Source organism: Bradyrhizobium sp. CB2312, from assembly GCF_029714425.1.
GTDB lineage: Bacteria > Pseudomonadota > Alphaproteobacteria > Rhizobiales > Xanthobacteraceae > Bradyrhizobium.
The window spans coordinates 8,178,164-8,197,028 of sequence record NZ_CP121668.1; the positions used below are offsets into that span (position 1 = coordinate 8,178,164).

14 protein-coding genes and 4 pseudogenes are annotated in these 18,865 nt (G+C 60.7%); 15 read left to right on the forward strand and 3 right to left on the reverse strand.

Annotation, left to right across the window (positions count from 1 at the left end; genetic code table 11):
• Positions 1-5: 5 nt before the first annotated feature.
• The 8 genes and pseudogenes from QA642_RS39450 (at position 6) to QA642_RS39485 (ending at position 5,973) form a co-directional block, all read left to right on the forward strand.
• Complete coding sequence (locus QA642_RS39450; protein ID WP_283081691.1) at positions 6-1,007, forward strand: pyruvate dehydrogenase complex E1 component subunit beta; 1,002 nt, start codon at positions 6-8, stop codon at positions 1,005-1,007.
• Between the two features lie 35 nt (positions 1,008-1,042).
• The gene (locus QA642_RS39455; RefSeq protein ID WP_283081692.1) at positions 1,043-1,480 is read left to right on the forward strand and encodes a biotin/lipoyl-containing protein; all 438 of its coding nucleotides are present in this window, start codon (positions 1,043-1,045) and stop codon (positions 1,478-1,480) included.
• A gap of 38 nt (positions 1,481-1,518) precedes the next feature.
• A complete protein-coding gene (locus tag QA642_RS39460; protein ID WP_283087068.1) occupies positions 1,519-2,343 on the forward strand; it encodes an aldo/keto reductase in 825 nt (274 codons plus the stop codon).
• 349 nt (positions 2,344-2,692) lie between these two features.
• A complete protein-coding gene (locus QA642_RS39465; RefSeq protein WP_283081693.1) occupies positions 2,693-3,016 on the forward strand; it encodes a hypothetical protein in 324 nt (107 codons plus the stop codon).
• A 729-nt stretch (positions 3,017-3,745) separates the two neighbouring features.
• Positions 3,746-3,916, forward strand: a complete 171-nt coding sequence (locus QA642_RS39470; protein WP_283081694.1) for a hypothetical protein — start codon at positions 3,746-3,748, stop codon at positions 3,914-3,916.
• Positions 3,906-4,406, forward strand: coding sequence for a recombinase family protein (locus tag QA642_RS39475; RefSeq protein WP_283081695.1), 501 nt, complete (start codon positions 3,906-3,908; stop codon positions 4,404-4,406). The genes QA642_RS39470 and QA642_RS39475 overlap by 11 nt, the downstream gene beginning before the upstream one ends.
• Positions 4,407-4,486: 80 nt before the next feature.
• Positions 4,487-4,984 (forward strand): annotated as a pseudogene (locus QA642_RS39480) (recombinase family protein); the annotation flags it as partial.
• A 134-nt stretch (positions 4,985-5,118) separates the two neighbouring features.
• The gene (locus QA642_RS39485) at positions 5,119-5,973 is read left to right on the forward strand and encodes a hypothetical protein (protein WP_283087157.1); all 855 of its coding nucleotides are present in this window, start codon (positions 5,119-5,121) and stop codon (positions 5,971-5,973) included.
• Positions 5,974-5,996: 23 nt separating this feature from the next.
• Here the strand turns inward: QA642_RS39485 and QA642_RS39490 are convergent.
• From QA642_RS39490 to QA642_RS39500, 3 pseudogenes are all read right to left on the reverse strand, one after another.
• A pseudogene (locus QA642_RS39490) lies at positions 5,997-6,196 on the reverse strand (IS3 family transposase); the annotation flags it as partial.
• A 57-nt stretch (positions 6,197-6,253) separates the two neighbouring features.
• Positions 6,254-6,397, reverse strand: a pseudogene (locus tag QA642_RS39495) (IS30 family transposase); the annotation flags it as partial.
• Between the two features lie 232 nt (positions 6,398-6,629).
• Positions 6,630-7,002 (reverse strand): annotated as a pseudogene (locus QA642_RS39500) (transposase); the annotation flags it as partial.
• A 1,113-nt stretch (positions 7,003-8,115) separates the two neighbouring features.
• Here QA642_RS39500 and QA642_RS39505 point away from each other — a divergent pair.
• The 7 genes from QA642_RS39505 to QA642_RS39535 all read left to right on the forward strand — a co-directional run bounded on the left by QA642_RS39505 (position 8,116) and on the right by QA642_RS39535 (position 18,397).
• Entirely contained in the window at positions 8,116-9,675 is a 1,560-nt protein-coding gene (locus tag QA642_RS39505) for an ABC transporter substrate-binding protein (protein ID WP_283081696.1), read from the forward strand.
• Positions 9,676-9,707: 32 nt separating this feature from the next.
• Positions 9,708-10,622 carry an ABC transporter permease gene (locus QA642_RS39510; protein WP_283081697.1) on the forward strand — a complete coding sequence of 305 codons (915 nt, stop codon included), beginning with the start codon at positions 9,708-9,710 and terminating at the stop codon, positions 10,620-10,622.
• On the forward strand, positions 10,619-11,521 hold the full coding sequence (locus tag QA642_RS39515; protein WP_283081698.1) for an ABC transporter permease: 903 nt from the start codon (positions 10,619-10,621) through the stop codon (positions 11,519-11,521). Before QA642_RS39510 ends, QA642_RS39515 begins: the two co-directional genes overlap by 4 nt.
• A gap of 35 nt (positions 11,522-11,556) precedes the next feature.
• Positions 11,557-12,498 (forward strand): ABC transporter ATP-binding protein, encoded by a 942-nt coding sequence (locus QA642_RS39520; protein WP_283081699.1) that lies wholly within the window; start codon positions 11,557-11,559, stop codon positions 12,496-12,498.
• Positions 12,499-12,503: 5 nt separating this feature from the next.
• Positions 12,504-13,478 carry an oligopeptide/dipeptide ABC transporter ATP-binding protein gene (locus QA642_RS39525; RefSeq protein WP_283081700.1) on the forward strand — a complete coding sequence of 325 codons (975 nt, stop codon included), beginning with the start codon at positions 12,504-12,506 and terminating at the stop codon, positions 13,476-13,478.
• A gap of 167 nt (positions 13,479-13,645) precedes the next feature.
• Positions 13,646-17,044 carry a carboxyl transferase domain-containing protein gene (locus tag QA642_RS39530; protein WP_283081701.1) on the forward strand — a complete coding sequence of 1,133 codons (3,399 nt, stop codon included), beginning with the start codon at positions 13,646-13,648 and terminating at the stop codon, positions 17,042-17,044.
• A gap of 624 nt (positions 17,045-17,668) precedes the next feature.
• Entirely contained in the window at positions 17,669-18,397 is a 729-nt protein-coding gene (locus QA642_RS39535) for an SDR family oxidoreductase (RefSeq protein ID WP_283081702.1), read from the forward strand.
• Positions 18,398-18,865: the final 468 nt, after the last annotated feature.

Below are 18,865 nucleotides of genomic sequence, written 5' to 3' on the forward strand. Positions count from 1 at the left end.
TCGACATGCAAACCGACGCCCAGAAACTTGCCGTGGCGCCCAGCACCTATGTTCTGATGAGCTATCTTGAAGCCATCCTACAGGCGCAGATAGAGGAAATGGAGCTCGATGAGCGCGTCATCCTCATGGGAGAGGACATTTCGGTGTATGGCGGCGGCAAACTCGTCGAACTATTCGGGACAAATCGAATTTGGAACACACCGATCTCAGAAGGCAGTTTTACCGGCGTCGCGGTCGGCGCCGCCATCAACGGGTTGCGTCCGATCGTAGACCTAACAATTGCGAGTTTCGTTTATCTGGCCTCGGACCAGATCATCAATCAGGCCTCAAAGTTACGATACATGACAGGAGGTCAGATCGACGTTCCAATCGTGGTTCGCGCCTGTATGTACTCGATGAAGTCGCTGGCAGCCCAGCATGCTGACCGACCTTATACGTTCTTCATGAACGTGCCGGGCCTTAAGATCATCAGCCCGACCAGCCCCGCAGATATCAAGGGGCTTTTGAAATCGGCCATTCGCGACGGCGATCCTGTACTCGTCTTCGAAGACGCCCGCCTATGGCCGCTCAAGGGAAATGTGCCCACAGATCCGAAACACATAATCCCGATTGGCAAGGCGGATATGAAACGCGAGGGAACAGACGTAACGCTCATCGCCGTTGCCGGCGCCATTCGGCCGACGATGCAAGCTGTCGACGCGCTCGCCAAGCAAGGCATTTCGGTCGAAGTCATTGACCCACGTACGTTGAAGCCGCTCGACCATGAGGCGTTCAAGAAATCGGTCGCGAAGACCGGAAGGCTTGTAATCGTTGAGGACGCGCACCCTGTCTGCAACGTCGGAAGTGAAATCGCAGCTGTGATGGTGGAAGAGGCTTTCGATTTATTGAAGCGACCCATCCTGCGCCTGAGCGCTCCGGACATTCACGTGCCCTTCAGTCCGTCCCTTGAGAACGACTTCTACCCGACGACGGAGCGCATTGTGGCTGCCGTACGGCGGCTGCTCTGAGATCCTCGAAGACTCTGAATAGAATGGAAGTAAAGATGCCGACAGACATCATTTTACCCTCCAGTGGAATGGGTATTGAGGAAGCTACGATCGTTCGATGGTTGAAAAACATCGGAGATAAGGTCAGGGAGGGCGAAATCATCGTCGAAGTTGAGACCGCCAAGGCCGCTGTAGATATCGAAGCGCCGGTGACCGGCATATTGACGACGATCGTCGCGCCGGAAGGTGTGACGATCGAGATCAACGCGGTCATTGGACACCCCTTCACCGAGAATCCACTGACGCCGTTGCGGAAAGCCATCTCCGCCCGGATGACACATGCAAACCAGACAATTCCTCACTTTCGTCTAGTTTCTAACATCGACGTTGATGCTCTCTTGCATTGGCGCACAGCGACAAATGCTGGGAATCCGACGAAAACACTATGGTCTCATCAAGGCGCTTGCTGGCGCAAGGCCCGTCACCGGCGATAGCCGACACGCGGCAGCGGGGAAGAAGCAAGGAGGTCTTCATGCATAAGGTGGTGGTGAATGGCGCGGCGATCCCGGTAATCGGGCTTGGGACCTGGACGCTCAAGGGCGAGGTGTGCTCGGAATTGGTCGCGAACTCGCTTTCGCTCGGCTATCGCCATCTCGACACCGCATCGACCTACGACAACGAGAGCGCAGTGGGCGAGGGACTGCGATTCTCCGGCGTGCCGCGCGACGACGTCTTCGTCACAACCAAAGTTTGGGATATCGCTCCCGGAGACCTGGAGCGATCGGCCGAGGAGAGCCTGAAGCGCCTTGGTCTCGAGACGGTCGACCTGCTGCTGATCCACTGGCCGAACTCGGAAATTCCGTTGGCGGGATCCATCAAGGCGCTGAACGCGGTTCGCGATTCCGGCATGACGCGGCACATTGGCGTGTCGAACTTCCCCACCGCGATACTCGCGGAGGCGGTTCGCCTGTCGGATGCCCCCCTTGCCGCTAACCAAGTAGAGTATCATCCATTTCTTGACCAGACCAGGGTCCATGCGGCCTGCCGAGCGGCCGGCATGGCCATGGTTGCGTATGCTCCGCTCGGTCGCGGCGAAGCGTTGTTCGAACAAGCGGCGATCACGGATGCCGCCAAGCGGCACGGCAAAACCCCGCCACAGATCGTTCTTCGATGGCACGTGCAGCAGGAAGGCGTGGTCGCCATTCCGCGCACCGAGCGCAATGAGAGGCTGGCTGAAAACCTCGATTTGTTCGATTTCGAGCTTTCCGGAGAGGAGATGTCCGCGATCTCGGGGCTCCGGCCGCGCAACCTACGCATCTACGATCCCGATTACTCGCCGCAATGGGACGAAGGATGAGCCTACTTAGTGTTCTGTCCCGCAAATTCGTAGCATATTTTTGGGTCTGTTTCAGGTATCCCGAGCGAAGAAGATAGCCGATGTGCACCGGACCCCGTAAGGCGATCCTAACGATTTCCAGCGAAGAAAGCGCGCAGACTGACGGCCATTGATCGCCCTTGCTCCCTGGGGCCGACGCTGCGAGCCAAGATCGTGCTGACCTGCGAACGTGGGGCGAGCAACATAGTCGTGGCGACGTGGCTTGGTGCCTTCCACCATACGATCAGCAGATGGCGCAATCGCTTCAATCGCATGGAGGATCGCTACGACGAGATGAGTGCCGGCAGGCCACGCACGGTCGGGCGAGGCCGTGGCCGAGCTGATCACTAAGACACTCGCTCGCAAGCCCAAAGTCGCGCCCCATTGGAGCATCCGCGTCATTTCAAACGAGATGGGAATTGCCAAAAGCACGGCTTATCGCCTGTTCCAACTCTTCGGCCTCGAACGAGCACTTGGTCCACGTAAGCCTAAAGGCAAGCCCTTTGATCGCTTCATCGAGTACCATCGCTGGACCGTGCCCGACAGGCGCAGGCCTGCGACGAAGAAGTTATCTTCCATTGGACCGCACGGGATGCAGGCCCCGCAGCCGCGGAGCTCGCGCCGCGTCATGTTGGTCGACGCACATGTCTCGTGAACGAATATGTGCTTGTCAGGATGACGCCAATCTCGTCCTCGAGATCCCATTCTTCTCGTTTATCCGGGACGTGCGGCCGCTCTTGCTCGGTGGTGTATACAGTCTTTTTTGAGCATGATCTTGCGACGCTGGAGAAAGCGCGACAACGCGGAGACGCTGAAAGTGTATTCGTCGGCGGCGATTCCGCCTTCAGCTCCTCCGATGTGATCTTCCCCCAACAAGTGGACGGGTTTTAAGCGCCTTTTAGCTCCATTTCGATCGGAGGATATATCCGATGGCGGAATGGAGCCGGGTTCGGTTGTACAATAAGACTCAAGAACGCCCACAAAACCGTTCTTCGCGAGGTTCTTTATCGATTTCATCCCTGGTTTGGTCGCCGAGTTTGCTTTCATGGAACGGTCGGGAAGGCTGATGATGTCGCTTTCCGCTGCTCTCTGGATGGATCGCAAGCGGATCGATGGTTGGAGGTTCCAGCATGGATGTTCGATCGGGCAGCATGCCCTGACGCCGAGCTTTTGGCAGCTCAGCCGTTTGTCAGCATCGATGCACTTGCGGCGCTCTCTGCGCTTGTCGATCTGGCGTTGAAGGGTCGAACGCCATCAGCTGCCCTGCTTTCTGGCGCATCCAGAGCCTCTCACGACCAGAATCGGGGAGCGACTCATGTCACGCCAGACGGCAATGCCAGGGAGCGGATACCGACACAATCGACAACCGCGGCCGCAGCCGCAGATGGATCTGTTCGGGAGTGGCCTGTCAAACGGCGCCATCGGCGCGCCCGCGTGGCTGGAGTTGCCGGCGGAAGCCCGGGAGGCCCTCACGGGCCTAATGACGCAGTTGATCCTCGACCATGCTGCGAGGACAGCAACGCTGCCCGCGAAGGAGGTCGATCATGATCTCTGACAAGGTCAGGCCTCACCATCTGGAGCGCAAGGCGATTCTTTACGTCCGTCAATCCTCGGCCCATCAGGTGTTGCACAATCGCGAGAGCAGCGCGCTGCAATACGCCATGCGGGACCGGCTGACGGCGCTCGGGTGGTCAGAGGTTGAAGTGATCGATGATGATCTCGGTCGTTCAGGCGCCGGCAGCATACAACGCGCTGGTTTTGCACGGATGGTAGCGGAGGTTTGCCTTGGCAAGGTTGGTGCGGTTTGCGCCCGCGAGGTCTCGCGCTTCGCCCGCAACAGCCGGGATTGGCAGCAACTCATCGAGATGTGCCGCGTGGTCGACACCGTTCTGGTCGATCAAGAGACCATCTATGCGCCAAGACACGGCACGACCGCCTGCTGCTCGGGCTCAAGGGCAGCCTCAACGAGTACGAGCTGGATCTGTTGCGCCAGCGCTCGCTCTCGGCCCGCTACGAGAAGGCGCGCCGGGGCGAGTTGGTTGTGACAGCCCCCGTCGGCTTCGTGAAGGCCGGCGACCGTTATGAGAAAGACCCGGATCGGCGTGTCCAGGAGGCGATCAAGCTGGTGTTCGACAAGGTCGAGGAACTGGGCAGCGCGCGCCAGGCGCTCTGCTGGCTCCACGAGTACAATCTCGATCTGCCGGTGAAGCAGACCAATGGCGACACGGCCTGGCGGCGACCAAACTACTCTGCCATCCACCGGATCATTGAGAACCCGGTCTACGGCGGCGCCTATGCCTATGGTAAGACGGCTGTGGCGGCGGGATACAGCACCGCGGGCGTGAGCGTGAAGATCCGCCGCAAGGCGCGGAACGCATGGCTGACGCTGAAGCCCAACACTCACGAAGGGTATGTGAGCTGGGAGAAGTACGAGGCGATTCGCACCATGGTCAGCAGCAATGTTCCCACCGGTCGGCATCACGGCGCGCCCAAGCATGGTGACGCGCTGCTGGCCGGTCGGATCCGCTGCAAGCGCTGCGGTCGCAAGCTCACACTCCGGTACTCCGGCATGGAAAGCCGTATCCCGCGCTACAGCTGCAGCCGCGCCTGGATGGACAATGGCGGGCCCCACTGCATCGCCTTTGGCGGACTGCGCGTCGATGATGCAATCGAGGAAGCACTGCTAGGCGTTGTCGGTCCGGGCGCTTCGTCGCTGCAACCACTGCCGCCAACGAGGCCAGCGAACGGCGCGATCAGGTGCGCGATGCTCTCAGTCGCGACCTCGAAGCGGCGCGCTATGCCGCCGACCGGGCCTTCCGGCAATACGATGCCGCTGATCCCGCGAACCGGCTGGTGGCGGGCGAGCTTGAAGCGCGCTGGAACAGGGCACTTGCTCACGCGGCGGAGGTTGAGGGCAAGATCGCCATGCATGAGGCGGCGACACCCACCCCCATTGCTGATCCAGCGTCGCTCGGCGTTCTGGCTTCGGACCTCAAAACGGTCTGGGATGCGCCGACGACAGATGCGCGCCTCAAGAAGCGGATTGTGCGCACCCTTATCCATGAGGTCGTGGCCGATATCGACGATGCGGCCTCCGAGATCATCCTCATCGTCCACTGGGTCGGCGGCGTTCACAGCGAGATACGCCTGCCCAAGCGCCGGCGCGGGCAGCGTAACGGCACCTCCGCCAACATCATCGAAGCTGTGCGCCGACTGGTGCTGATCGCGAGCGACGATCTGATCGCCGGCCTCCTCAATCGCAATGGCCTCAAGACCGGTAACGGCAATCGCTGGACCCGCGAGCGCGTCACCTCGATGCGCTCGAACTACCGCATCCGGGTGTTCAAGCCCGCCGAGGACGGGATCGAGCCCTGGCGCAACCTCAGCAACGCGGCAAAGCTCCTAAAGATTGCGCCCAAGACGCTCCGGCTCGCCGCCGAAGCAGGCGAGATCGAGTCCATCCATCCTCTGCCGGATGGTCCTTGGATCTTCGCCCGCACCTCGCTGATAACAACTGCTGCTCAATCTATCGCCGAACGAGGGCGACAGAACCCAAAATACCCCGCGGGATCGCATCCCGCTCAACAAAATCTCTTCTCTTCAATCACATAGCCAGATGGGTGTTCTGATGCGCAGTTGTAGAAGCCTTCGATGAAGGCGAAGATATCACGCCGGGCCTCGGTGCGGGTCTGATACTGCCGATGATGAACGAGCTCGGCTTTGAGCGTGTGGAAGAAGCTCTCCATCTGAGCATTGTCGTAGCATTCGGCTTTGCGGCTCATCGATGCGATGAAGCGACGGCAAGGGCCGCGCGATATTCGTGTGAAGCGTACCGGGCGGATTCAAGCGATCGTCGCAACACTACTCGCTAATGGCAGCAACTTGTTGAGCGCGTTTTCCAGCCCAGAGTCCTTCTCGGTCGAGCATTGAGGGCCGCTGCCAGGGCCGCCATTTCGTGAGCGCTGTGGGGTCTGTGCCTTTCGGGAAGTACATGATGTAGGAGGCCATTGGTGTTCTCGTTGGTGCCGCGCTGCCATAGTTTTGCAGTTCGCAGAAGTGGTTGGACATCCGCATCGGTCTTGAGACGATCACGTTGGGCCATTTCGGCTCAGTGATCCCAAGTCAGCGAACGACGCTGTTCGCGGGCAAGGTGATGGTGCTGCGCGTAATCGCCTCGCGCGCGGCTTCGCCCCCGTGTCCACGCGCGCATGGCCGTTCTTCGTGCGCCGAGCTTGACATGTCCCGGTAGCCGGGAAGATGCAATGGCCGAACTTCGCCGCGATGTCGCCTTCCAGCAGCCGGTCGCGGTTCTCCGAGAACTCCGAATGATCCCAGGCTGCGTCGTCAACGCCAATTCCGACGAACCAACGGAACAGCAGGTCCTATTCCAGCCGCTCCATTAGAAGCCGCTCGGAGCGCATCGAATAAAAACGCCTGCAATAGCATCGCCCGCAGCAGCTTCTCCGGCTGGATCGACGACCGCCCAATCGGCGAACAGAACGTGGCAAACTCGCGCTCCGGCGGCGCCAGCGCCTCGTTTACAATCGTCCGGATCGCTCGTAGCGGATGATCTCGCCGCACCGGCGCCTCCACATCGACGTAGCTGAACAGCTGGCTTGTTCGATTGTCGCCGCCGCGCACGCACCATCTCCGAATCTCGTCGGAGCCAATGAAACATGGTCGCTGGTCCGCGGCGAGCGCTTTTTTCAACAGCCTGTCTCTCATGTTTGCTGTCAAGGGACTCGATAAAGCGGAGCCGCTTCCGGCTGAGCGCCCGGACGCTGCACTTCGAAGGTGCCCACGGTAGGAGGTCAGGGCCAAAGACGACGGTTGATCAAGCTCTCATGCACGGGTTGGGTATCGCATGACCGTGGTTTCGTCTGGGGCTGCCCTGGTCTAGAGGGCGAGAGTCGGCAATCGCCGACCTCGGCAACCACCGTCACGGCAACGATGAAGGCGATGCCGCGCACGGAATGTACGGCCTCAACGAGTGGCGTCATCGAACATTGTGGCGCCAGCTGTTCGATCCGCTTGGTCAAGCCCTCCACACGGGCCTCAGCATCGGTCACGGCATGAATGTAGTCCTGCAGAACGATTGGCTAGCCGGGTCATCGAAGCGCACCGTGGTGAGCCAGGGACGATAAGCCAGGGTCCAGCCTTTCTTGCCGGCATAGATACGCCCATATCGCAGCAGGAAGCCTAGTAGATGTTTCCGCGCCTTGCCGACTACACGCATCGCCGTGACGCGGGCTCTCACCAAAGTCGCGCATTGCCTCACGCGCAGCATCCGAAACCCGCACCGCCGTCAGCTCGCCGCTCCGGTGCAACGTGGCCGGCATCGCCGCGTCGCGCCGGTCCGCCCTTGACGATCCCCAGCCTTCATCGGGATCAGCAAGGGGACCACCACGATGCAGTTGTGCCCCAGTCCCGTCACTTCTCGATTCAGGCATAGCAAAAACTTACCTGCCGGTCACCATTGCCAAGCTTCTTCGCCAGCTTGGCGATTTGATCAGCGCGGCTCGCTGTTACGCGATCACCTCAGGGTGGTTGCGAATCTCCTTCGCGCGCGGCCTGGGTGTCCCAGGGTTCGACTGCGCGTGGTATCAGCGAAGTGGAATTGTGACGGAGGCTCGGCCTTTAAGCCGCAGGAGTGTCCTCTTCTTTGCAGATTTTCCCTAATGCAGGGCCAGTTTTCAGCGCTTTTATTCCTGAGCAGCCCTTTACGATTGTTCGGCAAATCGGGGAGGAAAAAGCATGATCGTCTTGCGTGTTCTTGCGGTCGCGTGTGGCCTACTCGCGCTCAATGCAACGGTTTCGGCACAAACCAAGGACACGCTTGTCGCGGCGCTTGGGGCAGAAGCTACGATGCTTGATCCCACAAGGTCCTCCGCCGGCGTTGACTACTATTTCACCGCGCAGATGTTCGAGCAACTGGTCCGCTTCGATCCCGACCTGAAGATGGTAAACTGGCTCGCCGAGTCCTGGTCCATCGAGGGTACGCCAGACAAGCCGATCATCGACGTGCATCTCCGTAAAGGAGTGAAGTTCCATAACGGCGATCCATTAACCTCGGCCGATTTCGAATTCTCCTACGAGCGGCTCAGGGATCCAAAGATCTCGCGCTTATCTTACACACAGGCGAATGTCGAAAAGTTCGAGATCCTTGATGACCATCACTTCACGCTGCATTTCAAGGCGCCGGACGGTAACTACATCCCCAACGCGCTGCAGCTCTGGGCAATCCCTAAAAAGTATTTCGAGGCGGTGGGCGAGGAAGGCTTTGCCAAGGCACCAGTCGGCACCGGCCCGTGGAAGTTTGTATCACGTTCGATTAAGGAAGAGCTGAAGCTCGAGGCGTTCGAGGGTTACTGGAATAAGGATGCGCGGCCGAAGGTCAAGAACCTGGTCGTGAAGATCATTCCGGAAGACCTCACGCGCGTTGCGGCGTTCAAGTCGGGGGCTGTTGACTGGATCGACGCGGTTCCTGCGTCGGCCGTCGATGAGATCAAGAAGATGCCGGGCGTGAAAACCTTCTCGGCGAATTCGTCAAACAATCTCTACATCGATTTTCCCGCCTATAAGCCGGATTTACCCTTCAGCAAGCTGAAGGTGCGGCAGGCGGTGGCGCACGCAGTTGACGTCGACGCCATCATCAAGGGCGTGCTGTTCGGGCAGGGCGAGCGCTATACCGAGGTCGGCAAGGGCGAGGCCGGCTACGATCCGGACCTGAAGCCATACTCCTACGACGTGAAGAAGGCGAAGCAACTGCTAGCCGAAGCGGGCTATCCGAATGGCTTCGAGATGCCGTGCTACAACCTGATCACGCCGCGCGAGCCGAACGTGAAGGAAATGGGCGAGGCCGTGTTTGCCTATCTCAGCACCGTCGGCATTCGCTGTAAGGTGCAAGGGCTTGAGTATTCGGCCTGGATCAATCTTGGTCGCCGAGGCCGCAATGGGCCGCCCGAGATGGACGGTATCTTGATGTGGATGTGGGGCCATGGCCTCCCGGGTGATCCGGCTGAGCCATGGTCAGGGATGCTACACAGCTTCGTCCCCGGTAAGGGCTTCGGTAGCTATTCATATACAAACGACCCCAAAGCCGACGAAATGGTCGAGGAACTGAAGAATACCATGAACCCGGAGAAGCGGGTGGAGCTGATCAAGCAGATCGCCAGATACAAACATGAGAACGTACTCGGCGGCGTGACCACGTATCGTCCGGTCATTACGCTGGCCTGGCGCGACAACATCGATTTCCGGCCGTGGCCGTCCGGATCGTGGCGCGCGTTCCAAGAAGTCAGCTTCACGAAATAGCCCGAGCTCTCCCCGGGAAAGGTCAGGCAGTTGTGAAAGCGGTTTTTGCCAAGGGGTTGCTCAACGCCCTGCTCAGCGTTCTCGGTGCGAGTGTAATCATTTTCGTGATTTCACGCCTTTCGGGAGATCCGGTCGCACTGATGCTACCGATGGACGCCCCGCAGTCGGCGATCATTGCGCTACGACAAGATCTCGGGCTCGATCGCCCGATTTGGGAGCAGTTCCTGCTGTTCCTATGGAAGGCGCTCCAGGGCGATTTTGGTCAGTCCTATCGTTGGCAGATGCCGGCGCTGGCACTCGTGTTTGAACGGTTGCCGGCGACCATTTTCCTGGCCACTGCGGCGTTTGCCTTTAGTCTCGCACTCGCGATTCCGCTTGGCGTGTTGTCGGCAGTCCGTCGGGGCTCGTGGGTCGACCAAATCGGACGGATCATCGCCATGCTGGGCCAGGCTGTGCCCTCGTTCTGGGTTGGGCTTATCCTGATCCTGGTGTTCGCGGTCACACTGCACTGGCTTCCTGCCTTCGGTGCTGACGGTATTCAGCATGTTATCCTCCCAGCTATCGCGCTTGGTTGGTATCCTGTCGCAGCGCAGACGCGCATTATTCGTTCCGGCATGCTCGAGGTGCTCGACAGCGACTACATTCGCATGGGGCGTTCCGTCGGCACGCCGGAGCGCCTGCTGATCTGGAAATACGCTTTCCGCAATGCGTTGCTGCCGCTGGTCACCATCATGGGGGCCTACTTCGCTTCGATGCTGAGCGGCGCTTTCGTGGTCGAGACGGTATTCGCTTGGCCCGGACTCGGACGAACGGTCGTCGAAGCGGTGTTCGCGCGCGATTATCCAGTGGTGCAGGCGGGCGTGCTCGTCACGTCGATCTCGTTCGTGCTCTCGAACTTCCTCGTCGACTTGTCCTACGGCCTCATCGATCCGAGGATCCGCTTGTGAGTGTAGCCTCGGCACCAACGCCGGTTAGCGTCGTGGCGGATACGGCGCCGCCGCCATTTCTGGTCCGTTTCCGTCTCAAGGGCGCGCCCTGGATTCCAATTCTGATCCTGTCGCTGATCGTTGTCGCAGCCATTGGCGGAGAGAGCATCGCCCCCCATGATCCCAATGGACTGAACCTAGCCGCCGCGTTTCGGCCGCCGTTCTGGCAATCCGGCGGCAGCTACGGATATCTGCTCGGCACCGACAATCTCGGGCGAGACATCTTCTCACGCATCATCGCGGGCGCGCGGGTATCCGCGATTGTCGCTCTCTATGCGATAGTGTTTTCCGGCGCGATCGGCACGATGCTCGGGATCATCGCGGGGTATTTCGGCGGCATCGTTGACGCAGTGATCATCCGCATTGCCGAAATCATGATGGCGATCCCCGGTCTTGCGCTGGCACTGATCTTCTCCGCAACGATGGATCCCGGTCTTTCCACGGTCGTCATTGTGATCGTGCTCACCTACTGGACCTGGTATTGCCGCATTATCCGCAGCGAGATCCTCTCATTGCGCGAGCGGGACTACGTGTCTTTCGCCCAGGTCGCCGGCTGCGGCCCGCTCATCATTTTCTTTCGGCACCTCTTGCCTAACATCTTCAACACACTTCTGGTCCTGATGACGCTGCAGGTTGGCCAGGTGATCATCTTCGAGGCGTCGCTGTCATTCCTCGGCCTGGGCATCCAAGCGCCCGGCACGTCGTGGGGCCTGATGCTCGCCGATGCGCGGCAGTACATCACCTATGCCTGGTGGGGGATCACGATGCCGGGCATAGCCATCATGCTGACCTGTCTTTCCTCGAATCTCGTCGGCGACTGGCTGCGCGATCTGCTCGACCCGAAACGGAGACAACTGTGACCGCGGCGCCACTTCTGCAAGTCGAGAATCTCCAAATGCACCTGCATCTGCGCCGCGGCGTGGTGAAGGCGGTGGATGGCCTTTCATTTCAGGTGAACGAAGGCGAGACGCTTGGCATCGTCGGCGAGTCCGGCTCAGGCAAGACAATGACTTGCCTGTCGATCCTGCGCCTCCTACCAATCCATGGTGACGGCAGGCTGGACGGCAGTGTGAAACTCGACGGTGAGGACCTGCTGCAGCTCAGCGAAAAAGAGATGGCGAGCCGCGTGCGCGGTCTGAAGGTTGCGATGATCTCGCAAGATCCGATGACCTCGCTCAACCCGGTTTTCACGGTCGGCGACCAGGTCTCTGGGCCGTTTCTCTACCACAAGCTGGTCAGGACCGTTCGCGAGGCGATGGGTGCCGCCGCCGCCGGGCTTCGGCGGGTGCGCATTCCCTCACCGGAGCGGCGGCTGAGGAACTATCCGCACCAGTTTTCCGGCGGCATGCGCCAGCGTGTTGTAACCGCCATGGCGATCGCCTGCTCGCCACGCCTGTTGATCGCCGACGAGCCGACCACCGCGCTCGACGTCACAATTCAGGTGCAGATAATGAGCCTGCTGCGCAGTATTCAACGGGACTCGAGGCTCGGCATCATCCTGATCACCCACGATCTGTCGATCGTCGCCGGCCTCTGCCACCGCATTGCGGTGATGTATGCAGGCCGCATCATCGAAACCGGCAAGGTGAACGACATCTATCGCAACCCGCAGCATCCGTATACTCAGGCACTGCTGGAGGCGATCCCGCATCTCGGCCAGAAACGCAAACGTCTCGCCGCGATTCCCGGCCAGCCGCCAAATCTGATGAACCTGCCAACGGGTTGCCGCTTCGCGCCGCGCTGCCCGAAGCGGATGGCGGTCTGCGACGACTATCCGCCAGCGACGGAGCTGGGGGACGGCCATGCCGTAAATTGCTGGCTCGCGGCGAAGCAGTAACGATCATGGGTCTCGAACTTCACGATCTCTCAAAGCACTTTACGGTCCGCAGCGATCGTGGCGAGGCTACGGTGCGCGCGGTCGAGCGCGTGAATCTGGACATTCCCGAGGGCCAGACGGTCGCTCTCGTCGGAGAGTCCGGCTGCGGCAAAACCACGATCGCCAAACTCGTCCTCAAGCTCGAAAGGGCGACGTCGGGCGCCGTGACTTTCGACGGCAAGAGCCTCGAGGAGATGTCGCGGAAGGAGATCAAGGACTATCGCCGGCATGTGCAGGCGGTGTTCCAGGATCCTTATGCGTCGCTCAATCCGCGCCTGACGGTGCGGCGGATCATCACCGAGCCGATCACTGCGCACTACAAGCGTGACCGCGCGACGCTGAACGCGCGGGTGATCGAGCTTCTGGAGATCGTCGGGCTACCGCCGTCCGCCGCCGATCTCTACCCGCACGAATTCTCCGGCGGCCAGCGGCAACGCATCGCCATCGCGCGGGCGCTTGCGCTCGATCCGCGCATCGTCATCCTCGATGAACCGACCTCGGCCCTCGACGTGTCAATCCGCGCGCAGGTGCTGAACCTGCTGATGGACATCCAGGAGAAGTTCGGCCTCACTTACCTGTTGATCGCACACGATCTCGCGCTGGTCGAGCACCTCTCCACGCGCGTCGCGGTGATCTATCTCGGCAGCGTGGTGGAGACCGGTGAAAGCGCGCAGATCTTCGCGGCGCCAAGACACCCCTACACGCAGGCGCTGCTGAACGCGGTGCCGCGGCCAGATCCAAACTACGTGCCCCATGCGGCGGAAGTTTTCGATGATACCGGCAGCGCACTTGAACTGCCGAGCGGCTGCAAATTCCATCCGCGCTGCCCGTACGCAATGGCGGTGTGCAAGACCGAAAACCCGCCGCTCACGAAACTCGCCGATGGCCGCCAAGCTGCGTGCCACCTCCTCACCGGCCCGCATTCGGATCCGACCGATTAGAGAACAACGAAAAGAAACAGGACAATGGATAACACGCTCTTGGGTGTGACAATTATTGAAAATCCCGACGGCGTAGCGCGGCGCTGGAACGGCCGACTACGTGGGCCTGAAGCTGAAGCACACGCTATCGACGCCGCTCAACTTGCCAATTACTGGGCTTGGACTCCATGAAGAAGCTTCTTATCGCCAATCGTGCCGAAATCGCGATCCGCATCGCCAGATCCGCTGCCGACCTTGGGATCGAAACCCTTGCTGTGTTCGCTGAGGACGATAGCGGGTCCCTCCACGTGAAAGTGGCGGATCGCTCTGCTGGTCTCGGAAGAAAGGGGGCGGCAGCCTATCTCGATTGGGAGCGCATGCTCGACGTGGCGCTCCAGAACGGCTGTGATTCCGTTCACCCCGGATATGGCTTCCTCAGCGAGAATCCGGCCTTCGCGGCTGCATGCGAAAAAGCAGGGGTGACCTTCGTCGGACCAACGGCTGCGACGCTTTCGTTGTTCGGCGACAAGGCTGCCGCGCGCCGCGCAGCAGAAGCCTGCGATGCGCCCCTCTTGCCCGGCGTGAACCGCCCCGTCACCTTTCTTGAGGCTCGAGAATTTTTCGAGTCTCTCGGGCCGGGGCGCGCTGTCATGCTCAAAGCCATCGCTGGCGGCGGCGGGCGCGGGATGCGGCCGGTGATGTCGGTGGAAGATCTCTCCAGCGCCTTCGAACGTTGCAGTTCTGAGGCCCTCAAAGCCTTCGGATCCGGCGATCTCTACATCGAGGAGTTCTTCCCCCGCGCGCGTCATATCGAGGTGCAGATTATTGGCGATGGCCAAGGCGGCGTCGCGCATTTGTGGGATCGCGAATGCAGCCTTCAGCGCCAGCGTCAGAAGGTGATGGAGATCGCACCCGCATTCAAACTGCGCCCAGAGGTCCGCGAGCAAATTCTTGCTGCATCCGTGCGGATAGCGAAGCACGCGACATATCGGGGGCTTTGTACAATGGAGTTCCTGGTCGAGGCGCGGCCTGGATCCAAGAAGTTCGTCTTTATCGAGGCGAACCCTCGAATCCAGGTCGAACACACCGTTACGGAGGAGATTTTAGCACTCGACTTAGTCGCCGCGCAGCTGAAGATCGCCGCTGGCGCGACGTTGGCTGACCTGCAGTTGATGCAGGAGAATGTGCCCAGCCCGCGTGGGTTCGCCATTCAGGCGCGCGTCAACATGGAGCGCATGACGCCCGATGGAACGAGCGTCCCAACGGGTGGCGTGATCGATGTATACGAGCCGCCGAGCGGGCCCGGCGTTCGTGTCGACGGGTTCGGCTACGCTGGATATGAGACAAGCATCCGATATGACAGCTTGCTGGCCAAGGTGGTGGCGCATGGCCCAGATCTCAACACCGCCATCGCGCGGTCCCTGCGCGCGCTGAGCGAGTTCCGGATTGAGGGAGTCACAGTCAATCTTTCCTTCCTCCAGGCGCTCCTGAAGAGCTCCGCTCTCAGCGGCCACCATCTACATACCCGCTACATCGATGAGCACATCAAGGCCCTCATCGCGGAAGCCGGCGAGAGGCCACGGTACTTCTCGGATGTGAGCGAACGGTCGCCTCTTGCCGGACCCGACCTCGATTTGGATGACCCACTGGCGGTCCTCAACCTTCGGCCCGGTCAAACATTGAAGTCTCCGCCGCGTAAAGCGCGGAAAGCAACGCCGGCGGGTCCGCCCGGCTGCGAGGCGGTCGCGGCATCGATGCAGGGAACTGTTGTCACGGTGCACGTGCAGGTTGGGGATCAGGTCCGGAAAGGTCAGGCAGTCGCCGTAATCGAGGCGCTGAAGATGGAGCACGCGATTGTGGCAAGCGCGTCGGGCATCGTACGCGAAGTCGCCGTGATGCATGGCAGCGTTATCCATGAGGGCGCTCCGTTGTTGTTTTTAGAGCCGGCAGAGGTCACGGGTGGCGAACTGGTCGCCGAAACGTTGGTGGATCTTGACTCCATTGGCCCCCACCTCGCGAAAGTTCAACAGTTCCACGCGCTGACGCGCGATGACGCGCGAGCAGAGGCGACGGCGAAGCGAAGGCTAGCCGGGAAGCGTACCGCGCGGGAGAACATCGAGGATCTCTGCGACCAGGGCACGTTCCTCGAGTATGGCCCTCTGGTAACGCCGGCACGCCGACACAACGAGTCGCGAGATGAATTGGAGGCACGAGTCCGAAAGGCCCCGGCCGATGGCCTGGTCATGGGAATCGGTCGAGTGAACGGGGCTCTCTTCGGACCCGAACGATCACGCTGCGTCGCCATCTCTTACGACTACACGGTATTCGCCGGCACTCAGGGCGGGAAAGGCCACGAGAAAACAGACCGCATGCTCGAAGTCGCCGAGCAGCAGCGGCTTCCTTTGGTGTTCTTCACTGAAGGCGGCGGCGGTCGAACCATGGGCTATCCCGGCGATCCGCCGGCGCCGCCAGCGTACACGGGCGGGCTCAAGTTTGGCACATGGCGCCATCTTGGAAAGCTCTCGGGCTTGGTCCCGCTCGTGGGCATCACGTCGGGGCGCTGCTTCGCCGGAAATGCGCTCCTCCTCGCGCTGTGCGACGTGATCATTGCGACCCGAGACTCGACAATCGGCATCGGCGGACCGGCCATGATCGAAGGCGGCGGGCTTGGGCGGTATGCACCGGAAGAGGTTGGTCCCGTCGACGTCCAAGAGCCCAATGGGGTAATCGACATTGTTGTCGAAGACGAGGCCGAGGCCGTTGAGGTCGCCAAACGTTACCTGTCGTACTTCCAAGGACTTGTGACCGATTGGACCGCCCCAGACCAACGCGCCCTTCGTCATATGATTCCGCAGAACCGGAGATCTCCGTACGACATCCGGAAGATCATCGCCACGATAGCCGACGAGGGTTCGATGCTCGAGCTTCGTCGGCGATTTGGTCTCGCCGTGGTGACGGCGTTCATACGGGTACAAGGCCGCACGGTTGGCGTCATCGCCAGCAACAGCAGTTCGCCGACCGGCGGGGCTGTGGACTCCGATGCCGCCGATAAGACGGCTCGGTTTATGCAACTGTGTGACGCGTTCGACATCCCGATCCTCTCGATGTTGGATGTGCCCGGTAACATGGTTGGACCGGAGGCGGAAAAGACTGCCACGGTTCGGCATTGCGGGCGGCTTTATGTGACCGGCGCGAACGTCACCGTGCCCATGTTTGGGGTCGTCTTGCGCAAAGCGTACGGCCTTGGTGCGCTCGCGATGACGGGCGGGGGCTTCCATGTGCCGTCGTTCGTGGTGTCTTGGCCTACGGGGGAGTTCGCTGGGATGGGCCTCGAGGGCCAAATCAAGTTGGAGCGGCGCGGGGAACTGGCGGCCATCGAGAACATCGCCGAGCGCAAGGCTCGCTTCCAGGAACTTCTGGCGCAGGCCTATGACTGGGCATCCGCCGTGAACGGCGCAACCGTGTTCGAGTTCGATGACGTAATCGATCCGGCCGACACCCGGCGCTGGATCATCATGGGGCTTGAGGCGACTCCCCTCCCAGCGCCGCGGGAAGGCAAGAAGCGCGCCTTCGTAGACACGTGGTGATGACGTGGTGCTGCCACCCTTACCGCGCTTAGCGACGCGATCGTCTCCGCAGCGCTCATGCGTCAGTGCCAGGGCCTCTAGTTGACTGTACACCATCAAGCTCGGAGCGTTGGCGTTGACTGCAAGGCTGGGCGCAGCACCTCCGACGCAACCCGCACCATGCAGAGAACTGCCTACTTTGCGACGGTGAACACAGTCTTCTGGGCTACAACTCGAGGCTCCGTGACCGCGGGAGGCTTTCCGTCAAAGCCGCCTGTCCGTTCGGCGCGACGAATGGTTTATCCAGCATCACAGCTCGATGCTGTTCGGTGTCTGGAAACTGTCGAGCGATGCGACGAATAGCGTCAAGCATTCAACGCGAGGATCTCGAGGTGTTCAGCGCTCGCAAGTAGCCGGGGCAGATATCGAGCGAACAGCCCGGTCAGCTTTCACCGACACCAAAACGCAGCTGCCATGCTGCTGCTTACCAGATGGCTCGATCCTTGCACTTCGATGCGCCGCCGAAAACGGGCATAGCCCACCTTCGGTTGGCAGAATTTCGCGTCTTCTGGATCGGCTTTTGCTGCCATCTGTCGTCGTCTCTTGCATATGTTTTGCCTAGGAGAACAGCGGCAAGAGTGTTTGATGACCACAGTTCTGATCACAGGCGCGAACCGAGGCATCGGCCTTGCGCTCGCGCGCCAATACGCCGCGGAACGTGCCGATGTGATTGGCTGCTGCCGCGAGCCAGCAAGAGCAAAGGAGTTAAAGGAGGTCGCGCCGACGTCTGGCGGTCACGTGCAGATCATGCAACTGGACGTGTCCGACGAGGCCTCGATCGCGTCGCTGAAGGGCGCGCTCAGCAATCAGCCGATTGATATTCTCATCAACAACGCGGGAATCGTCGGCCCAGAGACTCAGTCAGCCGACTGCATCGACGTCGAGGGCTGGATTAAGACGCTGCGCGTCAACGCCCTTGCGCCGATACTCATAGGCCAGGCGCTGCGCGACAACTTGAGGCGCGGCTTCGGGAAGAAGCTGGTGGCGATCAGCAGCGATGCCGGTTCCATCAGCATCGACTGTTACGCTGGGAGCCCTTCCGGCCGTAATAGATACGCCTACCGGGCTTCGAAGGCGGCGCTCAACAACGGCATGCGTGGGCTCGCGCGCGACTGGGCGGACGACGGCGTGCTGGTCGCGATACTAAATCCCGGCTTTGTGCGGACCGACATGACAGGTAGACGCGCCGCTGGCTCTTCCGCATCCATCTCCCCCGAAGAGAGCGCGCGCGGCATCATCCGACGGATCGCCGAGCTGGCGCCGAACACCAGCGGTGCCTTCCAGGATTATCGGGGCGAGCCAATACCGTGGTAACCCCTTTCGCTTTAGCCTGAGCGCTCAGCGCAAGGACCCGCCCAAGGGGCGTCGAGACGGTTGGGAATAGCCGCCCATTGCGCATAATCTGCGCCGTTCGACCGAGATGCCGCGCAAGTGGGTGAGCAAAGTATGCGTACCAACACCGATCACTCGCAAGCCGATGCAGCACCTCTGGTCCGGCGCTGCTTGACACGGAAGCACGGTGGGCTGGTCCTCAAATACGCTTTTCTTCGGAACGGCGCGCCATGAAGTATAGGAACCGGTGAGCCAGTCGCTACGCTACTGCGCCACGCGGGCGCGCATCCGATATCGCGCACCCAGCTGCTGCAATCGGTCAAGAAGAGCATCGCGGTCTGGTCGCCGATGGGCGCCGCAATGATGAGAGCGCCGCGAGGCACTCCAAGGCGTTTTTAAGGTCCGAGCTAGACAGGACCCTAGTCTCCGCCGCCAAGGACAAGAACGCGC

What these genes read in the sequence shown, in the direction of transcription:
- QA642_RS39470 (WP_283081694.1), top strand. Translation starts at nt 3,746, where the DNA reads ATGGATCTGTTCGGGAGTGGCCTGTCAAACGGCGCCATCGGCGCGCCC.
- QA642_RS39460 (WP_283087068.1), top strand. Translation starts at nt 1,519, where the DNA reads ATGCATAAGGTGGTGGTGAATGGCGCGGCGATCCCGGTAATCGGGCTT.
- QA642_RS39455 (WP_283081692.1), top strand. Translation starts at nt 1,043, where the DNA reads ATGCCGACAGACATCATTTTACCCTCCAGTGGAATGGGTATTGAGGAA.
- QA642_RS39530 (WP_283081701.1), top strand. Translation starts at nt 13,646, where the DNA reads ATGAAGAAGCTTCTTATCGCCAATCGTGCCGAAATCGCGATCCGCATC.
- QA642_RS39520 (WP_283081699.1), top strand. Translation starts at nt 11,557, where the DNA reads ATGCACCTGCATCTGCGCCGCGGCGTGGTGAAGGCGGTGGATGGCCTT.
- QA642_RS39535 (WP_283081702.1), top strand. Translation starts at nt 17,669, where the DNA reads ATGACCACAGTTCTGATCACAGGCGCGAACCGAGGCATCGGCCTTGCG.
- QA642_RS39525 (WP_283081700.1), top strand. Translation starts at nt 12,504, where the DNA reads ATGGGTCTCGAACTTCACGATCTCTCAAAGCACTTTACGGTCCGCAGC.
- QA642_RS39475 (WP_283081695.1), top strand. Translation starts at nt 3,906, where the DNA reads ATGATCTCTGACAAGGTCAGGCCTCACCATCTGGAGCGCAAGGCGATT.
- QA642_RS39505 (WP_283081696.1), top strand. Translation starts at nt 8,116, where the DNA reads ATGATCGTCTTGCGTGTTCTTGCGGTCGCGTGTGGCCTACTCGCGCTC.
- QA642_RS39450 (WP_283081691.1), top strand. Translation starts at nt 6, where the DNA reads ATGCAAACCGACGCCCAGAAACTTGCCGTGGCGCCCAGCACCTATGTT.